This is a genomic window from Bradyrhizobium elkanii USDA 76 (assembly GCF_023278185.1).
GTDB classification, from domain to species: Bacteria; Pseudomonadota; Alphaproteobacteria; order Rhizobiales; family Xanthobacteraceae; genus Bradyrhizobium; species Bradyrhizobium elkanii.
This window is the reverse complement of record NZ_CP066356.1, coordinates 5774550-5796813: the sequence shown is the minus strand read 5'-3', so window position 1 is coordinate 5796813 and position 22264 is coordinate 5774550. Positions and strand designations below refer to the sequence as shown.

25 protein-coding genes are annotated in these 22264 nt (G+C 64.2%); 19 read left to right on the top strand and 6 right to left on the bottom strand.

Features of this window, described 5'->3' with window-relative positions:
• The first annotated feature begins 4 nt into the window (after positions 1-4).
• The 3 genes from JEY66_RS28240 (at position 5) to JEY66_RS28230 (ending at position 3349) form a co-directional block, all read left to right on the top strand.
• A complete protein-coding gene (locus JEY66_RS28240) occupies positions 5-1684 on the top strand; it encodes an AMP-binding protein (RefSeq protein WP_018270965.1) in 1680 nt (559 codons plus the stop codon).
• A gap of 11 nt (positions 1685-1695) precedes the next feature.
• Positions 1696-3000 carry an acyl-CoA dehydrogenase family protein gene (locus JEY66_RS28235; RefSeq protein WP_018270966.1) on the top strand — a complete coding sequence of 435 codons (1305 nt, stop codon included), beginning with the start codon at positions 1696-1698 and terminating at the stop codon, positions 2998-3000.
• Positions 3001-3154: 154 nt separating this feature from the next.
• The gene (locus tag JEY66_RS28230) at positions 3155-3349 is read left to right on the top strand and encodes a hypothetical protein (protein WP_016842193.1); all 195 of its coding nucleotides are present in this window, start codon (positions 3155-3157) and stop codon (positions 3347-3349) included.
• A 123-nt stretch (positions 3350-3472) separates the two neighbouring features.
• Here the strand turns inward: JEY66_RS28230 and JEY66_RS28225 are convergent, their stop codons facing one another.
• Positions 3473-3712, bottom strand: a complete 240-nt coding sequence (locus tag JEY66_RS28225) for a hypothetical protein (protein ID WP_018270967.1) — start codon at positions 3710-3712, stop codon at positions 3473-3475.
• Positions 3713-3999: 287 nt separating this feature from the next.
• On the opposite strand from JEY66_RS28225, the gene JEY66_RS28220 reads away from it, so the two are divergent.
• A complete protein-coding gene (locus JEY66_RS28220; RefSeq protein ID WP_018270968.1) occupies positions 4000-5292 on the top strand; it encodes a c-type cytochrome in 1293 nt (430 codons plus the stop codon).
• 65 nt (positions 5293-5357) lie between these two features.
• Here JEY66_RS28220 and JEY66_RS28215 read toward each other — a convergent pair whose 3' ends face one another.
• Both JEY66_RS28215 and JEY66_RS28210 read right to left on the bottom strand, forming a co-directional pair.
• Positions 5358-5648 (bottom strand): hypothetical protein, encoded by a 291-nt coding sequence (locus JEY66_RS28215; RefSeq protein ID WP_240537094.1) that lies wholly within the window; start codon positions 5646-5648, stop codon positions 5358-5360.
• A 6-nt stretch (positions 5649-5654) separates the two neighbouring features.
• Positions 5655-7625 (bottom strand): 4Fe-4S binding protein, encoded by a 1971-nt coding sequence (locus JEY66_RS28210; protein WP_026192591.1) that lies wholly within the window; start codon positions 7623-7625, stop codon positions 5655-5657.
• 152 nt (positions 7626-7777) lie between these two features.
• Between JEY66_RS28210 and JEY66_RS28205 the strand changes: the two genes are divergently transcribed.
• From JEY66_RS28205 to JEY66_RS28160, 10 genes are all read left to right on the top strand, one after another.
• Positions 7778-8533 (top strand): biotin/lipoate--protein ligase family protein, encoded by a 756-nt coding sequence (locus JEY66_RS28205; protein ID WP_041482634.1) that lies wholly within the window; start codon positions 7778-7780, stop codon positions 8531-8533.
• Positions 8530-9069, top strand: coding sequence for a DUF6505 family protein (locus JEY66_RS28200; RefSeq protein ID WP_016842200.1), 540 nt, complete (start codon positions 8530-8532; stop codon positions 9067-9069). Before JEY66_RS28205 ends, JEY66_RS28200 begins: the two co-directional genes overlap by 4 nt.
• Positions 9066-10073, top strand: coding sequence for a DUF6352 family protein (locus JEY66_RS28195; protein ID WP_018270972.1), 1008 nt, complete (start codon positions 9066-9068; stop codon positions 10071-10073). Before JEY66_RS28200 ends, JEY66_RS28195 begins: the two co-directional genes overlap by 4 nt.
• Positions 10070-10585, top strand: a complete 516-nt coding sequence (locus tag JEY66_RS28190) for a DUF3305 domain-containing protein (RefSeq protein WP_018270973.1) — start codon at positions 10070-10072, stop codon at positions 10583-10585. The genes JEY66_RS28195 and JEY66_RS28190 overlap by 4 nt, the downstream gene beginning before the upstream one ends.
• The gene (locus JEY66_RS28185; RefSeq protein WP_018270974.1) at positions 10582-11202 is read left to right on the top strand and encodes a DUF3306 domain-containing protein; all 621 of its coding nucleotides are present in this window, start codon (positions 10582-10584) and stop codon (positions 11200-11202) included. The genes JEY66_RS28190 and JEY66_RS28185 overlap by 4 nt, the downstream gene beginning before the upstream one ends.
• A 128-nt stretch (positions 11203-11330) precedes the next feature.
• On the top strand, positions 11331-12110 hold the full coding sequence (locus JEY66_RS28180) for a Cro/CI family transcriptional regulator (protein ID WP_026192593.1): 780 nt from the start codon (positions 11331-11333) through the stop codon (positions 12108-12110).
• A 29-nt stretch (positions 12111-12139) separates the two neighbouring features.
• Positions 12140-12358, top strand: coding sequence for a twin-arginine translocation signal domain-containing protein (locus tag JEY66_RS28175; RefSeq protein ID WP_016842205.1), 219 nt, complete (start codon positions 12140-12142; stop codon positions 12356-12358).
• 2 nt (positions 12359-12360) lie between these two features.
• A complete protein-coding gene (locus JEY66_RS28170; RefSeq protein WP_026192594.1) occupies positions 12361-15303 on the top strand; it encodes a formate dehydrogenase subunit alpha in 2943 nt (980 codons plus the stop codon).
• A 12-nt stretch (positions 15304-15315) separates the two neighbouring features.
• Positions 15316-15912 carry a formate dehydrogenase FDH3 subunit beta gene (gene fdh3B, locus JEY66_RS28165; protein WP_026192595.1) on the top strand — a complete coding sequence of 199 codons (597 nt, stop codon included), beginning with the start codon at positions 15316-15318 and terminating at the stop codon, positions 15910-15912.
• Between the two features lie 41 nt (positions 15913-15953).
• Positions 15954-16946, top strand: coding sequence for a formate dehydrogenase subunit gamma (locus JEY66_RS28160; protein WP_026192596.1), 993 nt, complete (start codon positions 15954-15956; stop codon positions 16944-16946).
• A 27-nt stretch (positions 16947-16973) separates the two neighbouring features.
• On the opposite strand, the gene JEY66_RS45185 is transcribed toward JEY66_RS28160, so the two are convergent.
• Positions 16974-17096 carry a hypothetical protein gene (locus JEY66_RS45185; protein ID WP_016842209.1) on the bottom strand — a complete coding sequence of 41 codons (123 nt, stop codon included), beginning with the start codon at positions 17094-17096 and terminating at the stop codon, positions 16974-16976.
• 692 nt (positions 17097-17788) lie between these two features.
• Between JEY66_RS45185 and JEY66_RS28155 the strand changes: the two genes are divergently transcribed.
• The 3 genes from JEY66_RS28155 (at position 17789) to JEY66_RS28145 (ending at position 19199) form a co-directional block, all read left to right on the top strand.
• Positions 17789-18442 (top strand): ATP-dependent Clp protease proteolytic subunit, encoded by a 654-nt coding sequence (locus JEY66_RS28155; RefSeq protein WP_018270979.1) that lies wholly within the window; start codon positions 17789-17791, stop codon positions 18440-18442.
• Between the two features lie 167 nt (positions 18443-18609).
• Positions 18610-18759: a hypothetical protein gene (locus JEY66_RS28150; protein ID WP_157183447.1), complete on the top strand. Its 150-nt coding sequence runs from the start codon at positions 18610-18612 to the stop codon at positions 18757-18759.
• A 122-nt stretch (positions 18760-18881) separates the two neighbouring features.
• Positions 18882-19199: a hypothetical protein gene (locus tag JEY66_RS28145; RefSeq protein WP_018270981.1), complete on the top strand. Its 318-nt coding sequence runs from the start codon at positions 18882-18884 to the stop codon at positions 19197-19199.
• Between the two features lie 36 nt (positions 19200-19235).
• On the opposite strand, the gene JEY66_RS28140 is transcribed toward JEY66_RS28145, so the two are convergent.
• Positions 19236-19655: a hypothetical protein gene (locus JEY66_RS28140; RefSeq protein ID WP_026192597.1), complete on the bottom strand. Its 420-nt coding sequence runs from the start codon at positions 19653-19655 to the stop codon at positions 19236-19238.
• A gap of 402 nt (positions 19656-20057) precedes the next feature.
• Here JEY66_RS28140 and JEY66_RS28135 point away from each other — a divergent pair, with 402 nt between their 5' ends.
• Together JEY66_RS28135 and JEY66_RS28130 are read left to right on the top strand one after the other, a co-directional pair.
• The gene (locus JEY66_RS28135; protein WP_018270983.1) at positions 20058-21137 is read left to right on the top strand and encodes an AI-2E family transporter; all 1080 of its coding nucleotides are present in this window, start codon (positions 20058-20060) and stop codon (positions 21135-21137) included.
• Complete coding sequence (locus tag JEY66_RS28130) at positions 21137-21574, top strand: potassium channel family protein (protein WP_026192598.1); 438 nt, start codon at positions 21137-21139, stop codon at positions 21572-21574. The genes JEY66_RS28135 and JEY66_RS28130 overlap by 1 nt, the downstream gene beginning before the upstream one ends.
• Positions 21575-21580: 6 nt before the next feature.
• Here JEY66_RS28130 and JEY66_RS28125 read toward each other — a convergent pair whose 3' ends face one another.
• On the bottom strand, positions 21581-22249 hold the full coding sequence (locus JEY66_RS28125) for a helix-turn-helix domain-containing protein (protein WP_016842217.1): 669 nt from the start codon (positions 22247-22249) through the stop codon (positions 21581-21583).
• Positions 22250-22264: the final 15 nt, after the last annotated feature.

The following is a 22264-nucleotide window of genomic DNA, read 5'->3' as shown; positions in this document are numbered from 1 at the left end:
GGCGATGACTGTCGGCCTGGAGTCCGTGTCGCGTGCGCGCGCTTACGAGGAAGCCGCGGGCCGGCTGCGCGCGCTGCTCGGGGACTCGTCGGTCGCTTCGCCCGATCCCGGAAGGCGGACGGCGCTTGATCTGTTTCGTGCCGCACCGCGCGAGGCGCCGGCGCTGTTCTATTTCGACGCGACGCAGACCTATGCAGATATCGATCGGCTCAGCGACCGGCTCGCCGCCCGCTTGGCACAGAAAGGGGTCGGGCGCGGCGATCGGGTGGCCGTCATTCTTCAGAATGTGCCGCAGTTCGTCATCGTCAGCGTGGCGGCTTGGAAGGTCGGGGCCATCGTCGTCAGCCTCAACCCGATGTACCGCACGCCGGAGCTTCGCAAGCTGTTCGGAGATTGCGAACCGAAGGCGGTGATCTGCCACGACGATCAATGGGAGAACGTTTTCCCGGCCGCCGGTTCGGTCGATTCCGAGCTGGTGTTCTGGACCGGCGCGCGCGAATTCCAGACGCGGAACGATGTCCGGGTGTTGCCGGTGCCGGGCGCAGCTCCGCCGGCTCAGGCGCTGGCGACGGTTTTCGCCGAAAATGCTCCCGCTCCACCGGCACCGGTTCTGACGTCCGACGACATCGCCCTTCTCTTGTATACCTCCGGAACCACGGGCGTTCCGAAGGGCGCCATGCTCACGCATCGCAATCTGGTGGCGACCGCGTTGATCTGTTGCGATCATTTCGAATTGAACGGCACGTCGCGCATCTTTGGCGTCGCGCCGCTATTCCACATCACCGGCTTTGAAATCCAGATGGTCGCGGCGTTTGCCGCGCGTGCGGCGATGGTGCTGACCTATCGCTTCCAGCCCCAGGTCGCGCTCGATGCCTTCCTTGAATGGCGGCCGACATTCATCGTCGGTGCCATCACCGCGTACATTGCGCTGATGAACCAGGCTGACGCGACGAGCCGGCATTTCGAGAGCTTCGTGCATATCTATTCCGGCGGCGCGCCGATCGCGCCCTCGGTCATCGATGCCTTCGCGAGACGGTTTGGACGGGCGATCCGCAGTTCCTATGGAATGACCGAACTGACCTCTGCAAGCCATCTTGCGCCCAACGAGGGCCGGATTCCGGTCGATCCTGACTCAGGCGCGCTGTCGATCGGCAGGCCGACGCCCGCCGTCGATGCAATCGTCGTCGACGACGAACGCCGCCCGCTCGGACCCGGCGCGCATGGCGAGGTGGTTGTGCGTGGCCCAGGGGTGATGGCCGGCTACTGGAGGAAGCCGGCGGAAACCGATGAGGTGCTGACCAACGGCTGGCTGCATAGCGGCGACGTCGGCTTCTTTGACGAGAGCGGCTGGTTCTATCTCGTCGATCGCAAGAAGGACATGATCTCCGCTTCGGGCTTCAAGGTCTGGCCGCGTGAAGTCGAAGACGTGATCTATGGCTTTCCGGGCGTGCGCGAGGCAGCCGTCGTCGGCGCCGCCGATCCCTATCGCGGCGAGACGGTGGTCGCCTTCGTCTCCGCTCAACCCGGCACCGTGATCGACGCCGCCGCGCTCTCGCGCTTTTGCCGCGAGCGGCTGGCGGCCTACAAGTGCCCGGTCGACATTCGCGTGCTGGACGATCTGCCGAAGACGGAATCCGGAAAAATCACCCGAAACACGCTCAGGGACGGCCTGCGCGGCCTGTAAGGAGAATTTACGTGGATATCACCCAAAGCGAGCGCAGCCAGCAACTGGCCGCGCGTCTCCAGCGCTTCATGATGGAGCACATCTACCCGAATGAGCGCCGATACTATCAGGAGGCCGAGCGGCTCGGGCCCTGGGCTGTGCATCCCGTTGTCGAGGAACTGAAGCCGCTCGCACAACAGGCCGGCCTGTGGAACCTGTTTCTGCCCGCTCACGAGGACGGCCTGACCAATCTCGAATATGCGCCGCTATGCGAGATCATGGGACGTTCGCACCTTGCTCCCGAGGTCTTCAATTGCAGCGCCCCTGACACGGGCAACATGGAGACCATCCTGCGCTATGGTACGGAGGCGCAGAAGGATCGCTGGCTGAAGCCGTTGCTGGCGGGTGAGATCCGTTCTTCCTTTGCGATGACGGAGCCCGACGTTGCCTCGTCCGACGCGACCAATGTGGCCAGCTCGATCGTCCGTGATGGCGACGATTACGTGATCAATGGTCGCAAATGGTACACCACCGGCGCCACCGATCCGCGATGCAAGATCATCATCTTCATGGGGCAGACTGACCCGGACAATCCGGATCGCCACAAGCGCCAGTCGATGATCCTTGTGCCGAAGGAGACGCCCGGCGTGCATGTCGTCCGTTCGCTGCCGGTGCTCGGCTTCTACGGCGTACCTGATCGCGCGTCCGAGGTGATCTTCACCAACGTACGCGTGCCGGCCGCCAACATGCTGCTCGGCGAGGGGCGCGGATTCGAGATCGCGCAGGGGCGGTTGGGTCCCGGCCGCATTCATCACTGCATGCGGCTGATCGGCCTTTCCGAGCGCGTGCTCGAGCGCATGTGCCGACGCGCGCTGAAACGCGTCGCCTTCGGCAAGCCGCTCGCCGAGCAAACCGTGACGCTCGAGCGCGTAGCCGAAGCGCGCATGAAGATCGATCAGGCGCGGCTGCTGACGCTCAGAGCTGCCTACATGATGGACACGGTCGGCAACAAGGCAGCGCGGCAGGAAATCGCGATGATCAAGGTCGTCGCGCCGAACATGGCGCAGACCATCGTCGACTGGGCGATCCAGGCGTTCGGGGGAGGCGGCACCAACAACGACCATTTCCTTTCGGCAGCACTCGCAACGACTCGCTTGTTGCGACTGGCCGACGGCCCCGACGAGGTCCACCGCAACCAGATCGGCAAGCTCGAATTGCGCCGATGGCTCAATGTCGATCCCGCACGAACCGGCGGTGGCGCGGATCCGTTGTCGCCCGATGAATCTGAATCCTGGTCCGAAGGAGGCTTGTGGCCGCGCCCGAAAGATCTGCCATAGGCGCGGTGGGAAGGGGCTGGAGCCGGACGGCATCGGCTCCAGCGATGATCAACGAGCTGATCAACAAAAGGAGAGATGTGAGCGGTCTCACAGGTGGACTGCGAGTTCTGCACTAGTCAGGGATCGGACTCGCTTAGAACCAACGGAGGTTCGCATGAAGCTCCTGATGATCGCCGGCCTGACCGCCCTCGCGCTTGTTGTGGCCGCGACAAATGTCCCGAGATCGCATCCATCGTCCGTGAGCCACACGTCAGTGGCGGGGATGCCCACTGTGCAAGAACAAGACAAACTGCCGGTCGAAGATTTCGAAGATCGATCGCTGGTGTTTCCGAGGGGAGCACAGCAGTAGAGAGACGACTGCCGCCGCATCTGAACGAGTCCAGATGAACGGGTCGGGAAATTCGTCTCGCGTTGAACAGCTCGACGCGTCGGACGGCCTGTCCGCTTGCGCAGCCCCGTCGCGGGCTGTGTTTCAAAAACTCATGAAGATCGGGTTGATCCCGGCGAGATCGCCGACATCTCCCGGGAATTGAAACGGCACACGGTGGCGATCGACGATCAGGATCACCAGTAGTAGCGCCAACACAGCGGCAATGTAGATCAGCAGTGGCGACGCGTCCCGGCTGGCGGGATTGCGATCCCGCGGCGGCAACACGCGAAAGTGCCAAATGCGCGAGATGAACTGCAGATATGCTTTGGGGTGTATTTGCATGTTCGACCTCGATTTGTGAGGCGCCCGTGGCAAGACTGCGATCGTGTGGACCGTCTTTCAAGGCGCCGCTTGTCGCACCTTGAGCCGAATATGTGCTCCCCTCGTTGAGCTGGATCAATGAATCAAATGGGGCGTTCTTGCCAGAGGCCAAGCCCGTCGACCACGGACACGCCAGATTTCCAGAACGATCGGCGGCCGGGCCCGATGGACGCCAGGGGGCATTTGGCTGTGCCGCAAGAACCGGGCAGAATGACCCGGGGGCTTCGCTGTGGGTGTCGCCGACGGCCATGGATTCGATTTTGCGTCTCGCCACGTTCCTTGTGATGGCATCGCTGCTTCTCGCGCTGCAACCGGCGCAAGCGCAATTGGCCGGACACGGCGGACCTGTCCGCGCGATCGCCGTCTCAGGCGATGGCAGGACGGTTCTGTCGGGTAGCTTCGACACCGCAGCTATCCGATGGTCCCTGGCAACCGAGTCTGCGGAGCAGGTTCTTCGCTTCCATTCGGGTGCGGTGAACGCGGTTGCCTTCCTCGGCGATGGAAGAATGGCAACGGCTGGTGCGGACGGCCAGATTGCCATCTGGACGTCGGGCCGGCCGCAGCCGGACCGGGTTTTCGCGGACCATGCGGGACCCATCGTCGGGCTCGCCGTTTCGCCCGATGCATCTAAGCTCGCATCCGCCTCGTGGGACCACACCGTGCGGGTCTCGTCGTTGTCCGACGGGGGCTCGCGCGTGCTGCAAGGTCACTCGCAAAACGTGAATGGCGTGGCCTTTGCCCCCGACGGACAATCGCTGGTGAGCGTGGGCTACGATCTGACGGTGCGGATCTGGCGCCTGCCGGACGGCAGCGCCGAGGTCGTCACGGTGCCGCTGCCGCTGAATGCCGTGGCCATCTCGCCTGACGGCGAAATCGTCACCGGCGCAGCGGACGGCAAGCTGCGCATGATGACGGCCGACGGCAAGGCAAGCGGCGAGGTCATGGCCGGCACCACGCCGATCGTCGCCTTGGCGGTCGCGCATGACGGCGCCTTGATCGCCGCGGCGGCAATTGACGGCTCGGTGGCGATCGTCGATCGCAAGGCGCGCAGCGTGCTGCGCACGCTCGCCGGGCTGGGCGGGCCGGTTTGGTCGGTTGCATTCCTGCCCGATGGCGTGACGCTCCTGACCGGCGGTGCCGACGGCAAGATCAGGCGCTGGAACGCACTGACCGGCGCCGCGATCGGATCGAATGTGGTGGGCACGCCGGGGGATCCGCTCGCCGGCTATGCCGGCGATCACGGCGCCGAAATCTTCAGGGCCTGCGTCGCCTGCCACACATTGTCGGAGACGGAGGTGCAGCGTGCCGGTCCGACGCTTGCCGGACTGTTCGGTCGGAAGATCGCCTCGCTGCCGGGCTATCGCTTCTCCGACGCACTCAAGACGATGGACATCGTCTGGACGCCGGAGACCGTCTCAAAACTGTTCGAGATCGGGCCGAACGCCTATACGCCAGGCACGAAGATGCCGGAGCAGCACATCGGCTCGGCCGAAGATCGCCGCGCGCTCACGGACTTCCTGGCGCGCGCGACGTCGAAATAGCCTGATTTGGCGGCAGCTGCCTTGCGGCGTCCTCATGCGATGGCGTCAAGCCGCGATATCAGGCTCTAATACCCCGGCCATTGCTCCACCGGGATCTTCGTCAGCTCCGGGGTCTCCTTGAGCATGCGAGCGACATTAATACTGGGATGTTCCTTGAGCGCAGCCACGACGCACTGGTTGACGTATTTGCGGCGTGACAACCACTTGATCTTCTTGCCCTTCGCCTCGGCCTTGCAGGCGACGACCGCCTGTTTGAGGGCAACCTTTTCCGCCTTCGTAAGGGCTGCCTCGGCGGCTGTGCCGCCAAGGACCGTGGTGACAAGGCACGTCGACAGAACCATCATGAATCGAGGCATGCGGGGCTAGTCCTTGTTCTCGCGTTGACGCAGGTAGTCATCCGTCGTCCGTGGTGGCGCGCGTTCCGGCACGTCCTGGATCGGATCGAACTGTTGTTCGCTCATGACAATGACCCGGCAATCGGCGCACATCCGCAAGGTCTCGGTCCGGCGGTCCCCGGCAGGGTACATCCAATGCCGTCCCTCGAGTTTGGTCGCGATCCGATCGATCGTGCTCTTGACGCCGAAGGGCGTGCCACAGCGAACACACAGGGCCGGTTCTTCTTCCTTGATCACCCGCGCCGGCGCGCGTCTTGCCCGGAAGTCGATCTGCGGGGTGAGCTTGATCACCTTTTCAGGACAGGTGCTCTGACACAAGCCGCACTGCACGCAGGCGTCTTCCACGAATTTGAGGACGGGGCGGTCGGGATCGGCGCGGAGCGCGCCGGTTGGGCAGGCCGAAACGCAGGACAGGCACAGCGTGCAACCGCCGACGTCGACGGTGATCGCACCGACAGGTGCACCCTCGGGCAAGGCGATCACGTCGACCGGCTTGGGGGCGAGGCGATGCAGCTCGCTCAAGCCGAAACGAAGCAGATCGCCGCGTTTGCCGACCGTCAGGAAAGTCGCGGGATTATCGAGGCCGGCGAGGGGGCCAATCCCCGTCAGTTGCTCGGCCAGAGTGTCGGGATCGTCGGTTTCGATCGTGCTCACGCGGCGGCCGTCAAATCCGAGTCCGGCGAGGATGGTCTCGGCCATTCGGATCGTCTGCAACGAACCGGTCAGGTCGTGTCGTGGCTTGGCGCGCAGCAGCAGCCGCACGGCAGCCGCGCCATAGGCGAAGGCCCCGATGATGGCTTCCAGGCCGATCTGCGTCAGCTCGTTGACGGCGAGGGGGAGCACATTGGCCGGCAATCCGTCGCCATGGCGGGCGAGCGCATCGATCAGCGGCGTGCCGTGCTGGCTGTCGTGCAGCAGCAGGACCGGATGCGTGCCGCCGGCCTCGCGATAGGCGCGCAACATGGCGCGGAGGATCTGCAACTGGGTATCGGCGGGGGGCAGCGCGTAGGATGCCGCTCCCGTGGGGCAGGCGGCCGCGCATTGCCCGCAGCCCGCGCACACCTCCCCGTTGACTGCGACATGGTCGCCGTCCGGCGTGATCGCGCCGGTCGGGCACAAATCGAGGCAGCGATGGCATCCGGTCAGCTTCGAGCGCGAATGCGCGCAGAGGCTCGGTGTGAAGTCGACATATCTCGGCTTGTCGAAGCTGCCGACGAGATCGCGGGCCGCAAGCACCGCGCGCAGCATGGCCGCGGGATCTCTCGGATCCGCACGGAGATAGCCGTCCCGCAGATCGTGCGCGGGAAACAGAGGCGGCTCGCCGGAAAGGTCGAGCACGAGATCGCAGCGCGAGATCGCGCCGTCGCGCGGGGCTTCGAACTCGAAGCGGGCGCGCGAGGACGGGCGTGGCTGCGCGTAGTCGTCGACCGTGAGCTCGAAGCCGCCAAAATGCCCCCGTGCGTTGTGGATTATGCCCTTCACGATCGGGAACACCGCCGCGGCAGGCGGCACGACGTCCGCCGGCTTCCTGAGCATGACCGTGACATCGAGATGGTCCGCCAGCAGCCGGCCGGCCTCGATCGCGGTCTCGTCGCGCCCATAGATCAGGATGATGCCGTCGCTCGACAATGTGACCAGCGGATAGTCCGGCGCGGGAATCGCGGCCGCCGCAAGCAGCGCCGCCATCTTCGGACCCGCCTTCGCGCCGTCGCGCGACCAGCCCGCCGTCTCGCGGATGTTGACGAAGCTGATCGCGCCAGGGCGTTCGCCCATCTCATTGGTGAATTGCCCGGCCTGCTGCGTGCAGGCGACGGTCAGCGGGCCTTCGGTTTTCGCGGCGTTGCGGAAATCTTCGAGCTCTGCGCCGCAGAGATGACGATGGCTCCGGATCTCGCAGTTGGGACAACCCCGTTGGATCGCGGCCACGTCAAGGCGCATCGTGCCTTCACACGAGCAGATCAGGACGGTCTTCGCTGGCTGCTCCAGGTCGATCCCTCCGCGGGTGCGGCGCCGTCTTGCGGACTCGCGCCATTCCTTCACCTCGTATAGATATTCACTATCGGAAGGAAAAGGAAAGTGGAGGACGGCCCTTGCGGTCGACCCCGACCAGCCGCGTGTCCGTGGCGGAAGCGATCCATCTGCCACCGCCATTCACGCTCGTCCGGTTACGTGAGAGCGGAGACGCCTTTGCTCACGCTTGCCGCATTGCACCTAAAAGCGGTGCCGGCACGCTGGTGTGCGTCGGACGGTTCGATCTTGCCGAATTCGCCGTGGTGCTCGAGCCGGGCGAGCCCTTGGGCACCGCGCGGCGCGCCTTTTATGCCGGCATGGTCGCGCTCACCGACGCTCTGCGCGCCTATGCGCCGCCGCACAAGACGGTCGCGATCGGCTGGCCCGACACCGTCGTGATCGACGGTGGGCTGGTCGGCGGCGGACGGATGGGATGGCCGACGTCCGCGCGCGAGGACGAGCCGCCTGCCTGGCTGGTGTTCGGCGCCATGATCCGGACGGTCGCAATGGCCGATCAGGGACCAGGGGTTCATCCGCTCGCCTCCGCGCTGGATGAGGAGGGGTTTGGAGAAGCGGGAGCGGTGCAGGTGACCGAGAGCTTTGCGCGGCACCTGATGCGTGCGATCGATAGCTGGCAGACCGATGGCTTTGCCAGCCTCGCACGCGATTATCTCAGCCGGGTTCCCCGCGAGCGGCGAACCGTGCTGCGGATCGATGACGGCGGCGATCTCCTCACGCGCCGCGTTGGTGCCGACAGGATTGAACGCAGCGTACTCGCCAAGGCGCTCGTAACGCCGTCCTGGTTCGATCCGAAGCTCGGAGGGCCGCGACTGTGAAATTGCTCCGCAGCATCGCGCTCGATCCCTCCGACACCTTCGTGTTCGATGTGGCGGCCGCCCCGGGCGAATGGGCCGTCTCCGGTGCCTTCCGCTTCTGCGATCAGGATCCGACGAAGCTGACCGGCAAGGCGCGCGTCGCGTTCCGCAGCGGTTTCCTCGGGGTGCAATCCTGGGGCTGGTCGACGCTGGTGCAGATCGTCCCTGCGACCGAGAACGATTGCAGCGCGCTGATCGACCGCCTCGCGAGGCAACTCGTCGACCGTTTCGGAGCGCCGGATCTGGCGACCGCGCGGACGGCGGCGGAAGAGGAGGTCGCCTTCGCGCAGTCGCTCTGCAACCATCCGGTCAGCTCGCTCATTGCCGTTCACCGTTCGGTGAGCGACGGCGAAGTCCGGGAGTCGTTCCGCAGGCTGCAACTGCGCCAGGGTCAGGGACACAGCAAGGCGTTCTCGTTCATGGAAGTCGAAGATGATGTCGAGCCTGACGGTGATCTCAAGCTTGCCGATATGGGCCGGGAGTCGCAGCACCGATGAATGATTTCTGGATCGCGTGCGGCCACCATCTGCTCGATCGCGACGAGAGCGGGGGGCTTTGCGTTACCGACGAGTTCCTGAAGGCCTATTTTGCTCGTCCGGAGCTGATTCCGCCGGACGAAGCATGCCCGGTCGAGCGGCGGCTGCACCGCGCGCTGCTCGCTTCTCCCCGCAGGCCGGTCAGCGCGGAAGAGATCGAAGCGATTGTCGATGCGGATGCCCGGGAGAACTGGCGGCTCGTGCTTGCGTTCCGCGATCTCCTCGTGCGGCACCCGACGCTGGAGCGGGCCTATCTTGCAACCGTCCGGTCCGGGACCAACGACTTGCCGCCGCTGTTCGTCAATCAGCTCGTGCATGTGATCCTGCGCAATGCGCTCGACGGCTGCGATGATCCGTTCGTGCTGCGCGCAGCCGAGCTGTTCTTCCGCCCGCAGCGCATCCTGCCGCAAGAGCAGGCCCTGCTGCTCGGCGATGAAGAGGTCGTCGGTGGACAGACTCCGACCCCGGTGCTCTCGCTGATGTCGATGCTGGGGGCGGTGACCGATGCCGAGCTCGACGTCTTGCGCGAGGACAATGCTGACGACTACTGGTGCCGGAGCGATCATTTCGACATGGCATTCGACCTCACCGCAGGCGGCCGCGGGCCGGCGGCGCTGGCGCAGGCGATGGCACGCTGGATCTCCCATCTGCTCGGGATCGACGTCAGCATTGAGCCGCTGCACGAGCTGCGTGATGCACGTCTCATCTGGTATGTCGGGCTCGACGCCGACGCGACCAGGCTTGGCGATCGTCTCTGGCATGGCGAGCAGCTCGACGATCGCAGTGCCGGACGCGTGCTCTCATTGTTCCGCCTGACATTTGCGGACACGAGCGCGGCCGCAGACGAGATGCGAGGCGAGCCGGTCTATCTCATTCTGTCGATGAACGCCGACCGGAAGCTCCGGATGAAGCCGCAGAATTTGCTGACGGGGCTGCCGGTCAAACATCTGGAGATGGCGACATGAGCCCGGCCGCGCTGCCGCTTGTGCGCGTTCCCGTCGGTGTCGTGGTCGAGCGGCATCAGGCGGATTCGCCGTGGACCGACTTCGTCTGGCGCGCGGTTGCCGTGCTGCCCGACGAACCGGACACAAAACCCTGGACAGTGCTTCGCGAAGAGAATGGGACGACGCTGTTTTATGCCGGCAGCGCCACGGTCGATCTCTATGGTTCCGAGACGGCACGCTATCGCGACAATCTCGCCTCGGGCAGTCCGGGGATCTGGACCGTATTGTCGCCGGCGGAAGGCGCCTGGCCCTATTCGGTGGCTGCCGCGACCGCCGATCCTTCGGAAGGGGAGGCGTTCACGGAGGCCGGTGCGAATCTGGTCGAGGCCGTCCCCATGCCGGAGATGCTGCGTGAGCAGATTGAAAGCTTCGTTGCCGAGCACCACGTCGAACGTGAGTTCTTCAAGCGCAAGCGACGGCAGGCCGATCCGGAGGCGCTCGCGCGCCGGCAGCATGAAGGCGGACACGAATGAGTGAGGACAAGTTCCTGGCGCGCTGGTCCCGGCGCAAGCAGGAGGCAAAGGCGAACGCCACGCCACCGGGCCCGGCGATGCGCGACGACATGCGGTCGATGCCGCCGCCTGCCGTGAACGACGACGACACGGAATTCGACCTCTCGAGCCTGCCTTCGATCGACTCGATTACGTCGGCGACCGACATCACGGCCTTCCTGCGCAAGGGAATTCCGCAGGAGCTGACGCGTGCGGCGCTTCGTCGCGCCTGGAGCGCCGATCCCGTCATCCGCGACTTTGTCGGGCTTGCCGAGAACGCCTGGGACTTCAACGACCCGACTGCGATGCCGGGCTTTGGCCCGCTGGATTGCTCCGAGCCAGAGCTGGCTGCGCTCATCGACAGGATCGTCGGCGGCCTCAGCAAGCCGGCCGAGGCGCTGCCTGAGCCCCCAGTTGAAGTCGCGGATTCTTCGCAGGAATTGTGCGAGGTCGAGTTGCCGGGCATCACGGCCGAAGCTGCCGCGACCACGGGATCCGCACCTGATCCTGCTGCAACGCAACGAACGGTCGCCGACAGCGCCGAAAGCGAACGGCCGTCGGTTGAGCGCCGCACGCACGGCAGTGCGCTGCCTCGCTAGAGACCGCGACGAAAGGCCATAGCCTCAGACTATGGCGCCGATTGACCCCCCGTTGGACCGGGACTACGCTTCGCTAGCGCTTTGTAACAAAAGCAAAATCAGCAGACGGGACTTGGATGGAGGTCCACGTGCGTGATGCTGGCCTTGAGCGAGCCATTGACGCTGCTGGCGGCGTTGCGGAGCTTGCGCGAAAAATCGGCATCAGCCAGCCCTCTGTTTCGAACTGGAGCAAGGTGCCCGCGCAACGGGTGATCGCTGTCGAAGCCGCCACCGGCATATCGCGCGATAATTTACGGCCTGATCTGTACAGCGAGCCGCTTAACGCTGAAGCACCGATCGATTCTGTCGATGTCGCACGTGCGCAGGAATATCTGCTGCTCGCAACTCTCTTGTCCGCCGCTCCCTCAGGGGAACTGCTCGATCAACTTGCTGCATTGGCCGTCGACGCGACGCCGCTCGGGCGTGCGCATGCCGGGCTCGCCGCAGCCGCCGCCAATGCAGTCCCAGCGAAAGTCGAACGCGAATATTTCGAGCTGTTCACAGGTCTCGGCCGCGGCGAGCTCTTGCCCTACGCCTCCTATTATCTCACCGGCTTTCTCAACGAGCGGCCGCTGTCGCGCCTGCGCGCCGACCTCGCGGCGTCCGGGATCGAGCGCATCGCGAACAATTCCGAGCCGGAAGATCACGCGGCGATCCTGTGCGAGATCATGGCAGGCTTCGCGGGAGGGCGTTTCCCGGCGCCGTTCGACACGCAGCGCGCCTTCTTCGGCAAACACGTCGCGCCATGGATGGGGCGGCTGTTCGCCGACATCGAGCGCGCGGAGAGCGCCGTCTTCTATCGTGCGGTCGGTGCGCTCGGTCGCGCCTTTATCGAAATTGAGACAGAAGCATTCACGTTCGCGAACTGACCCGCATCCGCAGGTCCAGGAGAGATGCGATGAGTGAAGACAGGACAACCACAGTCGGGCGCCGCGATTTCCTGCGCAAGGTCGGCGTCGGCACGGCGGGCGCCGGCGCGACACTCGCAACGCCGCTGGTCGGGGCTGCGCAAGCTGACAGCGAAACCAACGATGAGAAGCGCAAGGCGCGCTACAAGGAAACCGATCACGTCAAGGCGTTCTACCGCGTCAATCGTTATCCGGCCAAGGGAGGTTGACCGTGCTGATCAAGCGAACAAACCAGCGTTCCCTGCGCCAAGGCTCCGCCGCCAGCTCCTCTGCAGATCAAGCCGGTGGCCTCGACCGCCGCAGCTTCCTGCGCAAATCCGGTCTTGCCGGCGGCGCGCTTGCCGCGTTCGGCACCTTGCCGCTCGGCAGCGTGCGCAAGGCGGAAGCCGCGGTGGCCGGACCGCTTACGGCGGGCGCAACCGTCCGCAAGAGCATCTGCACGCATTGTTCGGTTGGGTGCACGGTGACGGCCGAGGTCTTGAACGGGGTATGGATCGGCCAGGAACCGAGCTGGGATTCGCCGATCAATCGCGGCTCGCATTGCGCCAAGGGCGCGTCCGTGCGTGAACTCGTGCACAGCGAGCGGCGGCTGCGCTATCCGATGAAGCTGGTGGGCGGGCAGTGGACCCGCGTCCCCTGGGACACCGCGATCAACGAGATCGGCGACAAGCTGCAGGCTGTCCGTGAGAAATCGGGTCCTGATTCCGTCTATTGGCTCGGCTCGGCCAAGATGACCAACGAAGGCGCCTACCTGTTCCGCAAGCTCGGCGCGTTCTGGGGCACCAACAATACCGATCACCAGGCCCGCATCTGCCATTCAACCACCGTCACCGGCGTCGCCAACACCTGGGGCTACGGCGCGATGACCAACAGCTACAATGACATCCGCAATGCGAAGACGCAGGTCATCCTGGGCGGCAATCCGGCCGAGGCGCATCCCGTCTCGCTGCAGCATCTGCTCGAGGGCAAGGAGCTGCAAAGGGCCAACTTCATCGTCATTGACCCGCGCCTGACGCGCACCGCCGCGCACGCGACCGAATATGTGCGGATGCGGCCGGGTACCGACATTCCGGTGCTCTACGGCATGATGTGGCACATCCTCCAGAACGGCTGGGAGGACAAGGAGTTCATCCGGCAACGCGTCTACGGTTTCGACGACCTCAAGAAGGAGGTCGAGAAATGGCCTCCTGACGAAGTCGAGCGCGTCACCGGGATTCCCGGCGAGCAGCTCAGGCGCGTCGCCAAGATGTTCGCCACCGAGAAGCCGGCAACGCTGATCTGGGCCATGGGCCAGACGCAGAAGACCGTCGGCACCGCCAATGTGCGGGCGAGCTGCATCGCGCTGCTGATGACCGGCAATGTCGGCAAGGCCGGCGCCGGCGCCAACATCTTCCGAGGCCACGACAACGTGCAGGGCGCGACCGATGTCGGGCTCGATATCGTCACGCTGCCGTTCTACTACGGCCTCGCCGAGGGCGCCTGGAAGCACTGGTCGCGGGTCTGGGAGGTCGATTATGACTTCCTGAAGTCGCGGTTCGATTCCAAGCAGATCATGGAAACCCCCGGCATTCCGCTGACCCGCTGGTTCGAAGCGGTGACGTTGCCGAAGGAGCAGGTCGCCCAGAAAGACAACGTGAAGGCGGTGTTCGTGCAGGGACACGCCTCCAACAGCATCACCCGTATCCCTGAATCCCTCAACGGCCTGAAGGCGCTCGAGCTGCTCGTCATCGCCGATCCGCATCCGACGACCTGGGCCTCGCTCGCGGTCGAGGCGGGACGCACGGATGGCGTCTACATTCTCCCGGTTGCCACGCAGTTCGAGTGCAAGGGGTCGCGCGTCGCTTCCAACCGCTCGCTGCAATGGGGCGAGCAGATCGTGAAGCCGATCTTCGAGTCGAAGGATGATCTCGAAATCATCTATCTGATGGCGAAGAAGCTCGGCTTCGCCGACCAGATGTTCAAGAAGATCAAGGTCGAGAACAACCTGCCGGAGGCCGAGGACGTGCTGCGCGAGATGAACCGCGGCAGCTGGTCGACCGGCTATTGCGGACAATCGCCAGAGCGCCTCAAGGCGCACATGAAGAACCAGGCGAAGTTCGACATGCTGACGATGCGGGCGCCGAAGGACGATCCCGAGGTTGGCGGCGACTATTACGGCTTGCCTTGGCCGTGCTGGGGATCGCCCGGGGTCAAGCACCCCGGCACGCCGCTGCTCTACAACACCAATCTGCACGTGATGGACGGCGGCGGCACGTTCCGGCCGCGGTTCGGCGTCGAGCGCGAGGAGAAGCTGCCGGATGGCACGACGCGGAAGGTGAGCCTGCTCGCGGACGGCTCGTATTCGTTGGGGTCGGGAATCCAGGATGGCTATCCGGAATTCACGCTGGCGAGCCTGAAGAAGCTCGGCTGGGACAGCGAGCTCACCGAAGCGGAAATGGCCGTGATCAACAAGATCAATCCGGCCAATCCGGATACAGTGTCGTGGTCGCTCGATCTGTCGGGCGGCATTCAGCGCGTCGCGCTGGCGCATGGCTGCGTACCCTACGGCAACGGCAAGGCGCGCATGAATGCCTTCGGCTTGCCGGATCCGATCCCGGTTCACCGCGAGCCGATCTATACGCCACGCGTCGATCTCGTCGCCAAATACCCGACGTTGCCCGACGCCAAGCAGTTCCGGATGCCCAATATCGGATTCTCCGTGCAGAAGGCCGCAGTGGAGAAGGGCATTGCAAAACAGTTCCCGCTGATCCTGTCGTCCGGCCGTCTGGTCGAATATGAGGGCGGCGGCGAGGAGACGCGCACGAACCCGTGGCTCGCCGAATTGCAGCAGGACATGTTCATCGAGATCAATCCCGCTGATGCGGCCGATCGCGGTGTCAAGGACGGCGGCTGGGTCTGGGTCACCGGCGCCGAGAACAATTCCAGGGCAAGGATGAAGGCACTCGTCACCGAGCGGGTCGGCAAGGGCGTTGCCTGGATGCCGTTCCATTTCGGCGGCTGGCTTGCGGGCAAGGATCTTCGCGGCAACTACCCGAAGGGCACCGATCCGATCGTGCTCGGCGAAAGCGCGAACACGATCACGACCTATGGATACGATCCCGCGACGGGCATGCAGGAGCCCAAGGTCACTCTCTGCCAGATCGCGGCGGCATAAGGAGCAACGACGATGGCACGTATGAAATTTCTCTGCGACGCCGACCGTTGCATCGAGTGCAACGCCTGCGTCACGGCCTGCAAGAACGAGCACGAGGTCCCCTGGGGCATCAACCGCCGCCGGGTCGTCACCATCGCCGACGGCAAGCCGGGCGAACGCTCGGTCTCGATGGCCTGCATGCACTGCACGGATGCGCCCTGTGCGGCGGTGTGCCCGGTGAACTGTTTCTATACCACCGCCGACGGCGTGGTCCTGCACTCCAAGGATCTCTGCATCGGCTGCGGCTACTGCTTCTACGCCTGTCCGTTCGGCGCGCCGCAATATCCGAAGGTCGGCAATTTCGGCTCGCGCGGAAAAATGGATAAATGCACCTATTGTGCCGGCGGCCCCGAGGCCGATGGCAGCAAGGAAGAATACGAGAAATACGGTGCGAACCGGCTTGCCGAAGGCAAGCTGCCGCTGTGCGCGGAAATGTGCTCGACCAAGTCGCTGCTCGCCGGCGACGGCGAGATCATTGCCCAGATCTATAGGGAGCGCGTGCTGAAGCGCGGCTACGGCTCAGGCGCATGGGGCTGGAAGACCGCCTATCGCGAGACGATCGAGTCCTGACGACGGCCTGGCGCGGGTCGCGTCGATATCGGGAGGACCTTATGGCGTGTTTTGCACGATTTGTTCGGCTCGTCATTGGCGTGGCTGGACTCCTGCTGCTCGTCTCCGCGGCTTCCCCGTCCATCGCCCAGCAGGTCAATCCGACCGCGAGTTCGGTCAAGGAGCAACAGCTGCTGCAGGAACTGAACCGGGTGCAGGGACGCGTCAGCATTCCCGACCAGCGCTCGGGCGTTCTCGAACAGCCGGCGGGCCGTGAATGGCGCGAGTTCCGGAACGTGACGCTGCGCTGGATCGGCGGCATCGCGATTCTTGGCATGCTCGCGGGGCTGGTCATCTTCTATCTCAGCCGCGGGATGGTGCGACTACAGAGCGGGCGTTCCGGCCGGACCATCGTGCGCTTTTCCGCATTCGAGCGCTTCGTGCACTGGATGACGGCGACTTGCTTCATCATTCTGGCGATCTCGGGGTTGAACGTCACTTTTGGACGTCCGTTGCTGCTGCCGTTGACCGGCTACGAGGCGTTTTCCGAATGGTCGCAATGGGCGAAATATGCTCATAACTATCTCAGCTTTCCGTTCACCATTGGCGTGGTGCTGATCTTCCTGATGTGGATCGCCGGCAATATCCCGAACAAGGTCGATGTCGACTGGATCAAGCGCGGCGGTGGCATCGTCGGGCACGATCATCCGCCGGCCTATCGCTTCAACGCCGGCCAGAAGGCGGTCTACTGGATCGTGGTCATTGGCGGAGGTCTGGTGGCGGCGACGGGATATGCGCTGATGTTCCCGTTCTACCTGTCAGGCATCGAAGGGATGCAGCTCGCGCAGATCGTCCACTCCATCGTGGCGGTGCTCTTTACGGCAGTGATGCTGGCGCACATCTATATCGGCACGATCGGCATGGAAGGCGCGTTCGAGGCGATGGGAAGCGGCACCGTCGATGTCAATTGGGCCAGGGAGCACCACAGCCTCTGGCTTGAGGAGGAGAATGCGCGCGATGCCCGACCCCAGCCCTCCGTCACCGCAGCGGAGTAGGGCGCGCAGCCGTTGAACGCGAACTTGCTACAGCCGTACGCCCGTCGTCGCAAAGGCCTGTGCGACCGGCTCTTGCACGCGATCTAGCGCCAACGCCCCGATCGTCGCCACGACGACGGCGACGACGCAGGCGAGCAAGAAGACTTTCATTGTCGTTCTCCCAAACTGATCGGGATGCCGTGAAAGTCTACACAAGATGGCGCGTCGCGAACAGCGCTGTCCCGTGCGCGTGAGCAGCCAGCGCCCAAGCCATGGGGGCGCAAGCGGCGGCTTTCGGGACGCCGCACCATCGAGACGTCGCATCCCGTGTTAGGTTGCCTGGCAGTGTGCGTGGAGGGATGGATTGATCGCGCAATTTGAGCCTAATGGAATTCCTCCCTCGCCCCAATCCCCGCAAGCATCGGGTGCCGAAAATAGATGAATAGAACTAATGACTTAATGTGGAAATTCTCCGTGACCCGGCACTGGGTTGGACTGGCTGATCTTAAAGTCGGTAGATGATGTTTGCTCTCGGCACAGAGTGTGCGCGTGAGGGCCAGCGTCCCCTCTCCAGAAGTCAAAATGGCGCTCCCGCCTGCGCGCTTGCTGAATTGGGTTTGATTCAGATCAACCCACGATGCGCTCCGATGCTCTGTTTATCGTGTGAGGTCCCGGGTCCAATGGGGAGCGCCGTGGCAGCCTGGAAGCACGCTTTGAGGGTCCTCCGCGCGACATTTATCGACGGCGACGCAAACAGCCGGCGCGCCGCGCATGGGTTGCGGCCATGCCGAAGCGATGTCGCAACGGGTCAGCTTCATTCTCGAGCGCCTGCAGTTCGCTCGATGCGGATTGCAGGATGCGTTTTGAGCGTCGCGGTCGTGCTGACCTCGACGGATTGTCTCGCGATGGAGTTTTCCCGCGTCCAAGGGTGTTTTGGAGATGTCTTGAAGCTCAGTGGAGATATCAGGGATGGGGACTTTGTCCGCTTTCGCGGATATCTGGCGACTGAACGCCGGATCGTTGGCCTCGATCTCGATTCCCGAGGTGGATCTCTCTACGAAGGCTTCCGAATCGCCATGCTCGCGCACCAGAAGCAGATCGCCAGTTATGTTTCCGGAGAATGCGACTCGGCATGCGCTTTTATCTTCCTGGCGAGCAGGAAGCGCTATGTGGCGCCAAATGCCAAGATCGGCGTCCATTCGGTTTCCAATTTACACGGCAACGAGGACAGTCGAACGATTCGTGATACGATCAAGCTTGCGAGGTTGTCGGCCAAGCTCCGTATTCCTCCGTCGGCCATCGGCAGGATGGTGATGACTCCGCCGGGAAAGATCTCCTTTTTGAACAAGGAAGAGCTCGTTTCGCTGAAGGTCATGGAGCGGAATCCGTTTGACCGCACCGCTCGCACGGCGACCGCGGATTCAAGGCGTAGCTCCATCTGCGGCGCGGCGCCCTCGAAGAGCGCGTCGGAGCAGGAACGTCCGATGCGGAACGCCGCCGGCTCGAAGGGAGGCTAGGGCGCTGGTTGAGCGGGCCTTGGGCCGAGCCGGCTCGTATGGCTCAATTGGGTCAGTCAAGCCGCCGCACGTGATCCTGATTGCTTGGCACAAGCTGCACTGGTCTCTCCATTCCGCCGCGATCTACAATGGCAGTCATGGGATATGCCAGTGACAGATTCCGGCGAGTGCCTGGCGCAAGCCAGCCGGCTGGCTTGCGCAAGTGGCTGCGTCGCTGGCTTGCAGCGGCCGACGGCGATATTGCCTTCACGGTCGCGGTCGTGACGGCCGGGATGCTGTCGACCGCGGCGATCGCCTTTGGATTGCTATCGTCCTGAGCGCGCCTCTTGTTCGCCGTGCGTGGTGCTGAAATCGCTGTTCTGAGGTGCTCCGCCCGCGAAGCTCTGACAATATGAGCTATCGTCTCCAGCGCGACACGGATCATTCCCGGCGGCAATGAATGCACTTCGAACTGGCTGAAAAGTCGAGCGGACGTCGAGACCGTCTGGCGGCCAAATTGGGCGTCGGGGCCTGCGCCGCGACCTTCCTGTTTTGCTGCGCGCAACCGGCGGCGGCGCTGCCGCTGACGCCGTTCCGCTATGAAGCCCAGGCTCAGCGGCATTGCCCCGGCGATAGCGTGGTCTGGCTCGATTTTCGGCGCGGACGCTACTACCTCAAAGGGCAACGCCGCTATGCCAGGGGCTTCGATGGCGGCTTCGTGTGCAGGAATGAAGCGCGCGAAAGCGGCTACCGGCGTTCGCTGCTCGGCCTGCGGTGACGTCACCGAAGACCGGCCTGGCACGTAAAGGCGGCACTACCATCCGTAATAGTAGCGTGGCCGAGCGTAATAGCCATAGCCGCCGCCCGGCGGGCAATAGTCGTAGCCATAGCCGCCGCCATAGCCGTATCCGCCGCCATAGTAGGGATACCCGCCATAGTAGGCCGAGCTCGCGATGGCTCCGCCAACGATCGCTCCGGCGGCCGCTGCACCCCAGCCTCGATAGCCCCATCCACGATAGCCTCCCCAGCCGCCGTAGCCTCGCCAACCGCGATAGCCCCAGCCGCCGCCGCGCCAGCCGCCCCAGCCGCCCCAGCGCACCTGAAGGGCGGTATTGGTCTCGACCATGCCCTTCATGGCCGCGACGTTGGTCGGCAGTGGCGCCGCCTGGCCCGCGCCAATGCCGACCATGCTCGCAAGCAGGATCAAGGCCGGCAAGGTCTTGGTGTTCTTCATGACGTCCTCCACATCGGGGGTGACACAGCCAGTCGCGATCGAAGCAGCCAAATCGAGAGCGGCTTTCCGATCCATGAGCAGGCCGAGCCTGTCAGCCGCGGCCGGCCGAAGCTTGATTTGAATCAAAGTGGCGCGGGGGCGGTGCGGACGATTGATCCTGCAGCTTGGGACGATTGCCTCGGATAGGCAGGCGCCGCCTGATGGGGGCGCGATCGCGCTAGTGATCCCGATCGCGAATGCATCCCGGCGAAGTCGGAGCGGCCCCGATTCCTGCCCCCGAACCGGGGCCGCCTCTGCGGCGAAAGTCCGGACACGTCACACTTGATCTGAATCAAGCCGTGCGCGGCAAGGCGATGGCACCGCTTCCCACGTAGCTGCTGATGCTCAATCGAAAGCACGCTCTTGAAAACCCTGCGCCAGCTCGTGACCGGAGACGAGTTCATCCAGCTCGCAATTCGCCTCGGATTGCTGGCGCTGTTGATCTACTGGTCGTTCGTCCTGGTCAGCCCGTTCGTGCCGATCCTGGCCTGGAGCGTGGTGCTCGCGGTCGCGCTCTATCCCGTCTACACCTGGCTCGCAGCAGTGCTCGGCGGCCATGCCGGCATCGCGGCGCTCGTGCTGACCTTGATCTCTCTGGGAGTCGTCATCGGGCCGGCGACCTGGCTCGGAATCGGAGCGGTAGAGGGGATGAAGGAGCTCGCCGAACAACTGGGCGCCGGCAACGTTGTTGTGCCGTCGCCGCCGGCGGAGGTCAAGGATTGGCCGCTGATCGGCGACCCACTCTATGAGATCTGGGACCGGGCGTCGACCAATTTGCGCGCCGTGCTGCGCGAGGTCGTGCCGCATCTGAAGCCATTGGCCGGGACCCTGTTTGCGTTTGCCAGCAATGCCGGGATCGGGATGGTGAAGTTTCTGCTGGCGGTCGTCGTGGCAGGGTTTCTGTTTCCGTATGGCTCGCAGCTTGCAGCGGCGTGCCGGAGCTTCCTGTCCCGCATCGTGCCGGAGCAGAGCGAGCACTTCCTCGATCTCGCAGGTGCGACCATCCGGGCGGTCTCCCGCGGCGTCATCGGCGTCGCCGTCCTGCAATCGCTGCTGGCCGGCATTGGCTTCAAGCTGGCGGGGATCCCGAGCGCTGGGCTGCTGGCGTTTGTCGTGATGCTGCTCGCGATCGTGCAGATCGGGGCGGCAATCGTGCTGTTTCCGGTCATCATCTGGCTATGGTCGGCCAAGGACTTCCCGACGGCGCTCGCCCTCACGTTCTTCTTCCTGGTCGTCGGCGTCCTCGACAATGTGCTGAAGCCGCTGGTGATGGGGCGGGGCCTGACCACGCCGGCGCTCGTCATCTTCGTCGGCGTGATCGGCGGCACGCTTGCCCACGGCATCGTGGGCCTGTTCATCGGTCCAATCATTCTCGCGGTCGCCTGGGAATTGATCACGGCATGGATCCGGGACGATCGCGCCCGGCTGGCGGGAGAGCGATGATGCTGTTTCAGCTCCTCGTGGGATCGGCGGTGAGCGCGATCAACATCGCGATCCATTCGCTCTGGACAGTCGCGGCCATCGGGTTGCTTCGCAACGTTGCCTTGAGCGCGGCCGGCCGGGCGGGGCTGCAGCTCAGCGGTGTGATGGTCGCAACCGCGCTTGCGCTGATGCTGGCTCACACGCTCGAGATCGTGGTGTGGAGCGTGGCCTATTGGGTGCTCGGCGCCGCGCCCGCCGGCAGCAATCTGCTGTATTTCGCCTTCGTGAACTACACCACGCTCGGCTATGGCGACGTCATCCCGGTCAAGCAGTGGCTGTTGATCGGGCCGATGGCGGCCATGAACGGCATTCTCATGTTCGGGTGGTCGACCGCGGTCTTGTTCGAAGTGTTGCAAAAGACCATCGAGCGCCAGGCGGCGCTGACGAAATCCCCCTGACGTCGGCTAGTTGTCCAGCCTGGACAGCTGGTCGCGGTCAACCAGCATGATTTCGCGCTGGTTCGAGCCAAGGAAGTTGAGCGCGCCGTAGGCGTGCAGCTTGGAGAGCGCACGTGACACGGTTTCGAGCGTCAGCCCGAGATAGTCGGCAATATCGCGCCGGCACATCGGCAAGGCGACGACGCCGACTCCGGTCAGCCGGCGATCCATTTCGAGCAGAAACGCGGCAACCCGCTCTAGCGCGGTCTTGCGGCCGAGCAGCAGCATGTGCTCTTCGGCATGTCGCAGGTTGCTGGTGGTCATGACCAGCAGGTTGCGAGCCAGGGCGAAATCGGAATCGGCCACGCGTTCGAGGCTCATTCGCCTGATCAGGTGCACGTTCGTGTCGACGATGGCTTCGGCGGTGAAGCGGTGGGTTTCGCCATTCTCGAGGCCGAAGATGTCTCCGACAAGGTGAAAGGCGCCGATCTGGCGGCGTCCGTCGGAGAGCAGCTTGTAGCTGCGGACCGCCCCCGAAACGACCTGGTAGACGTACTCCGCCGGCTCCTTCTCCCCGTAGATCTCGGTGCCCTTCCTGTAGTGGAATTCGCTGGTGGTGCAGTTGGCGTGCCGGGCGGTCAGCCCACCGAGGATGCTCGGTACGTTGGCCGGTCTGACATTGACGCGAGCGAACATGGACTAACTCTCTTG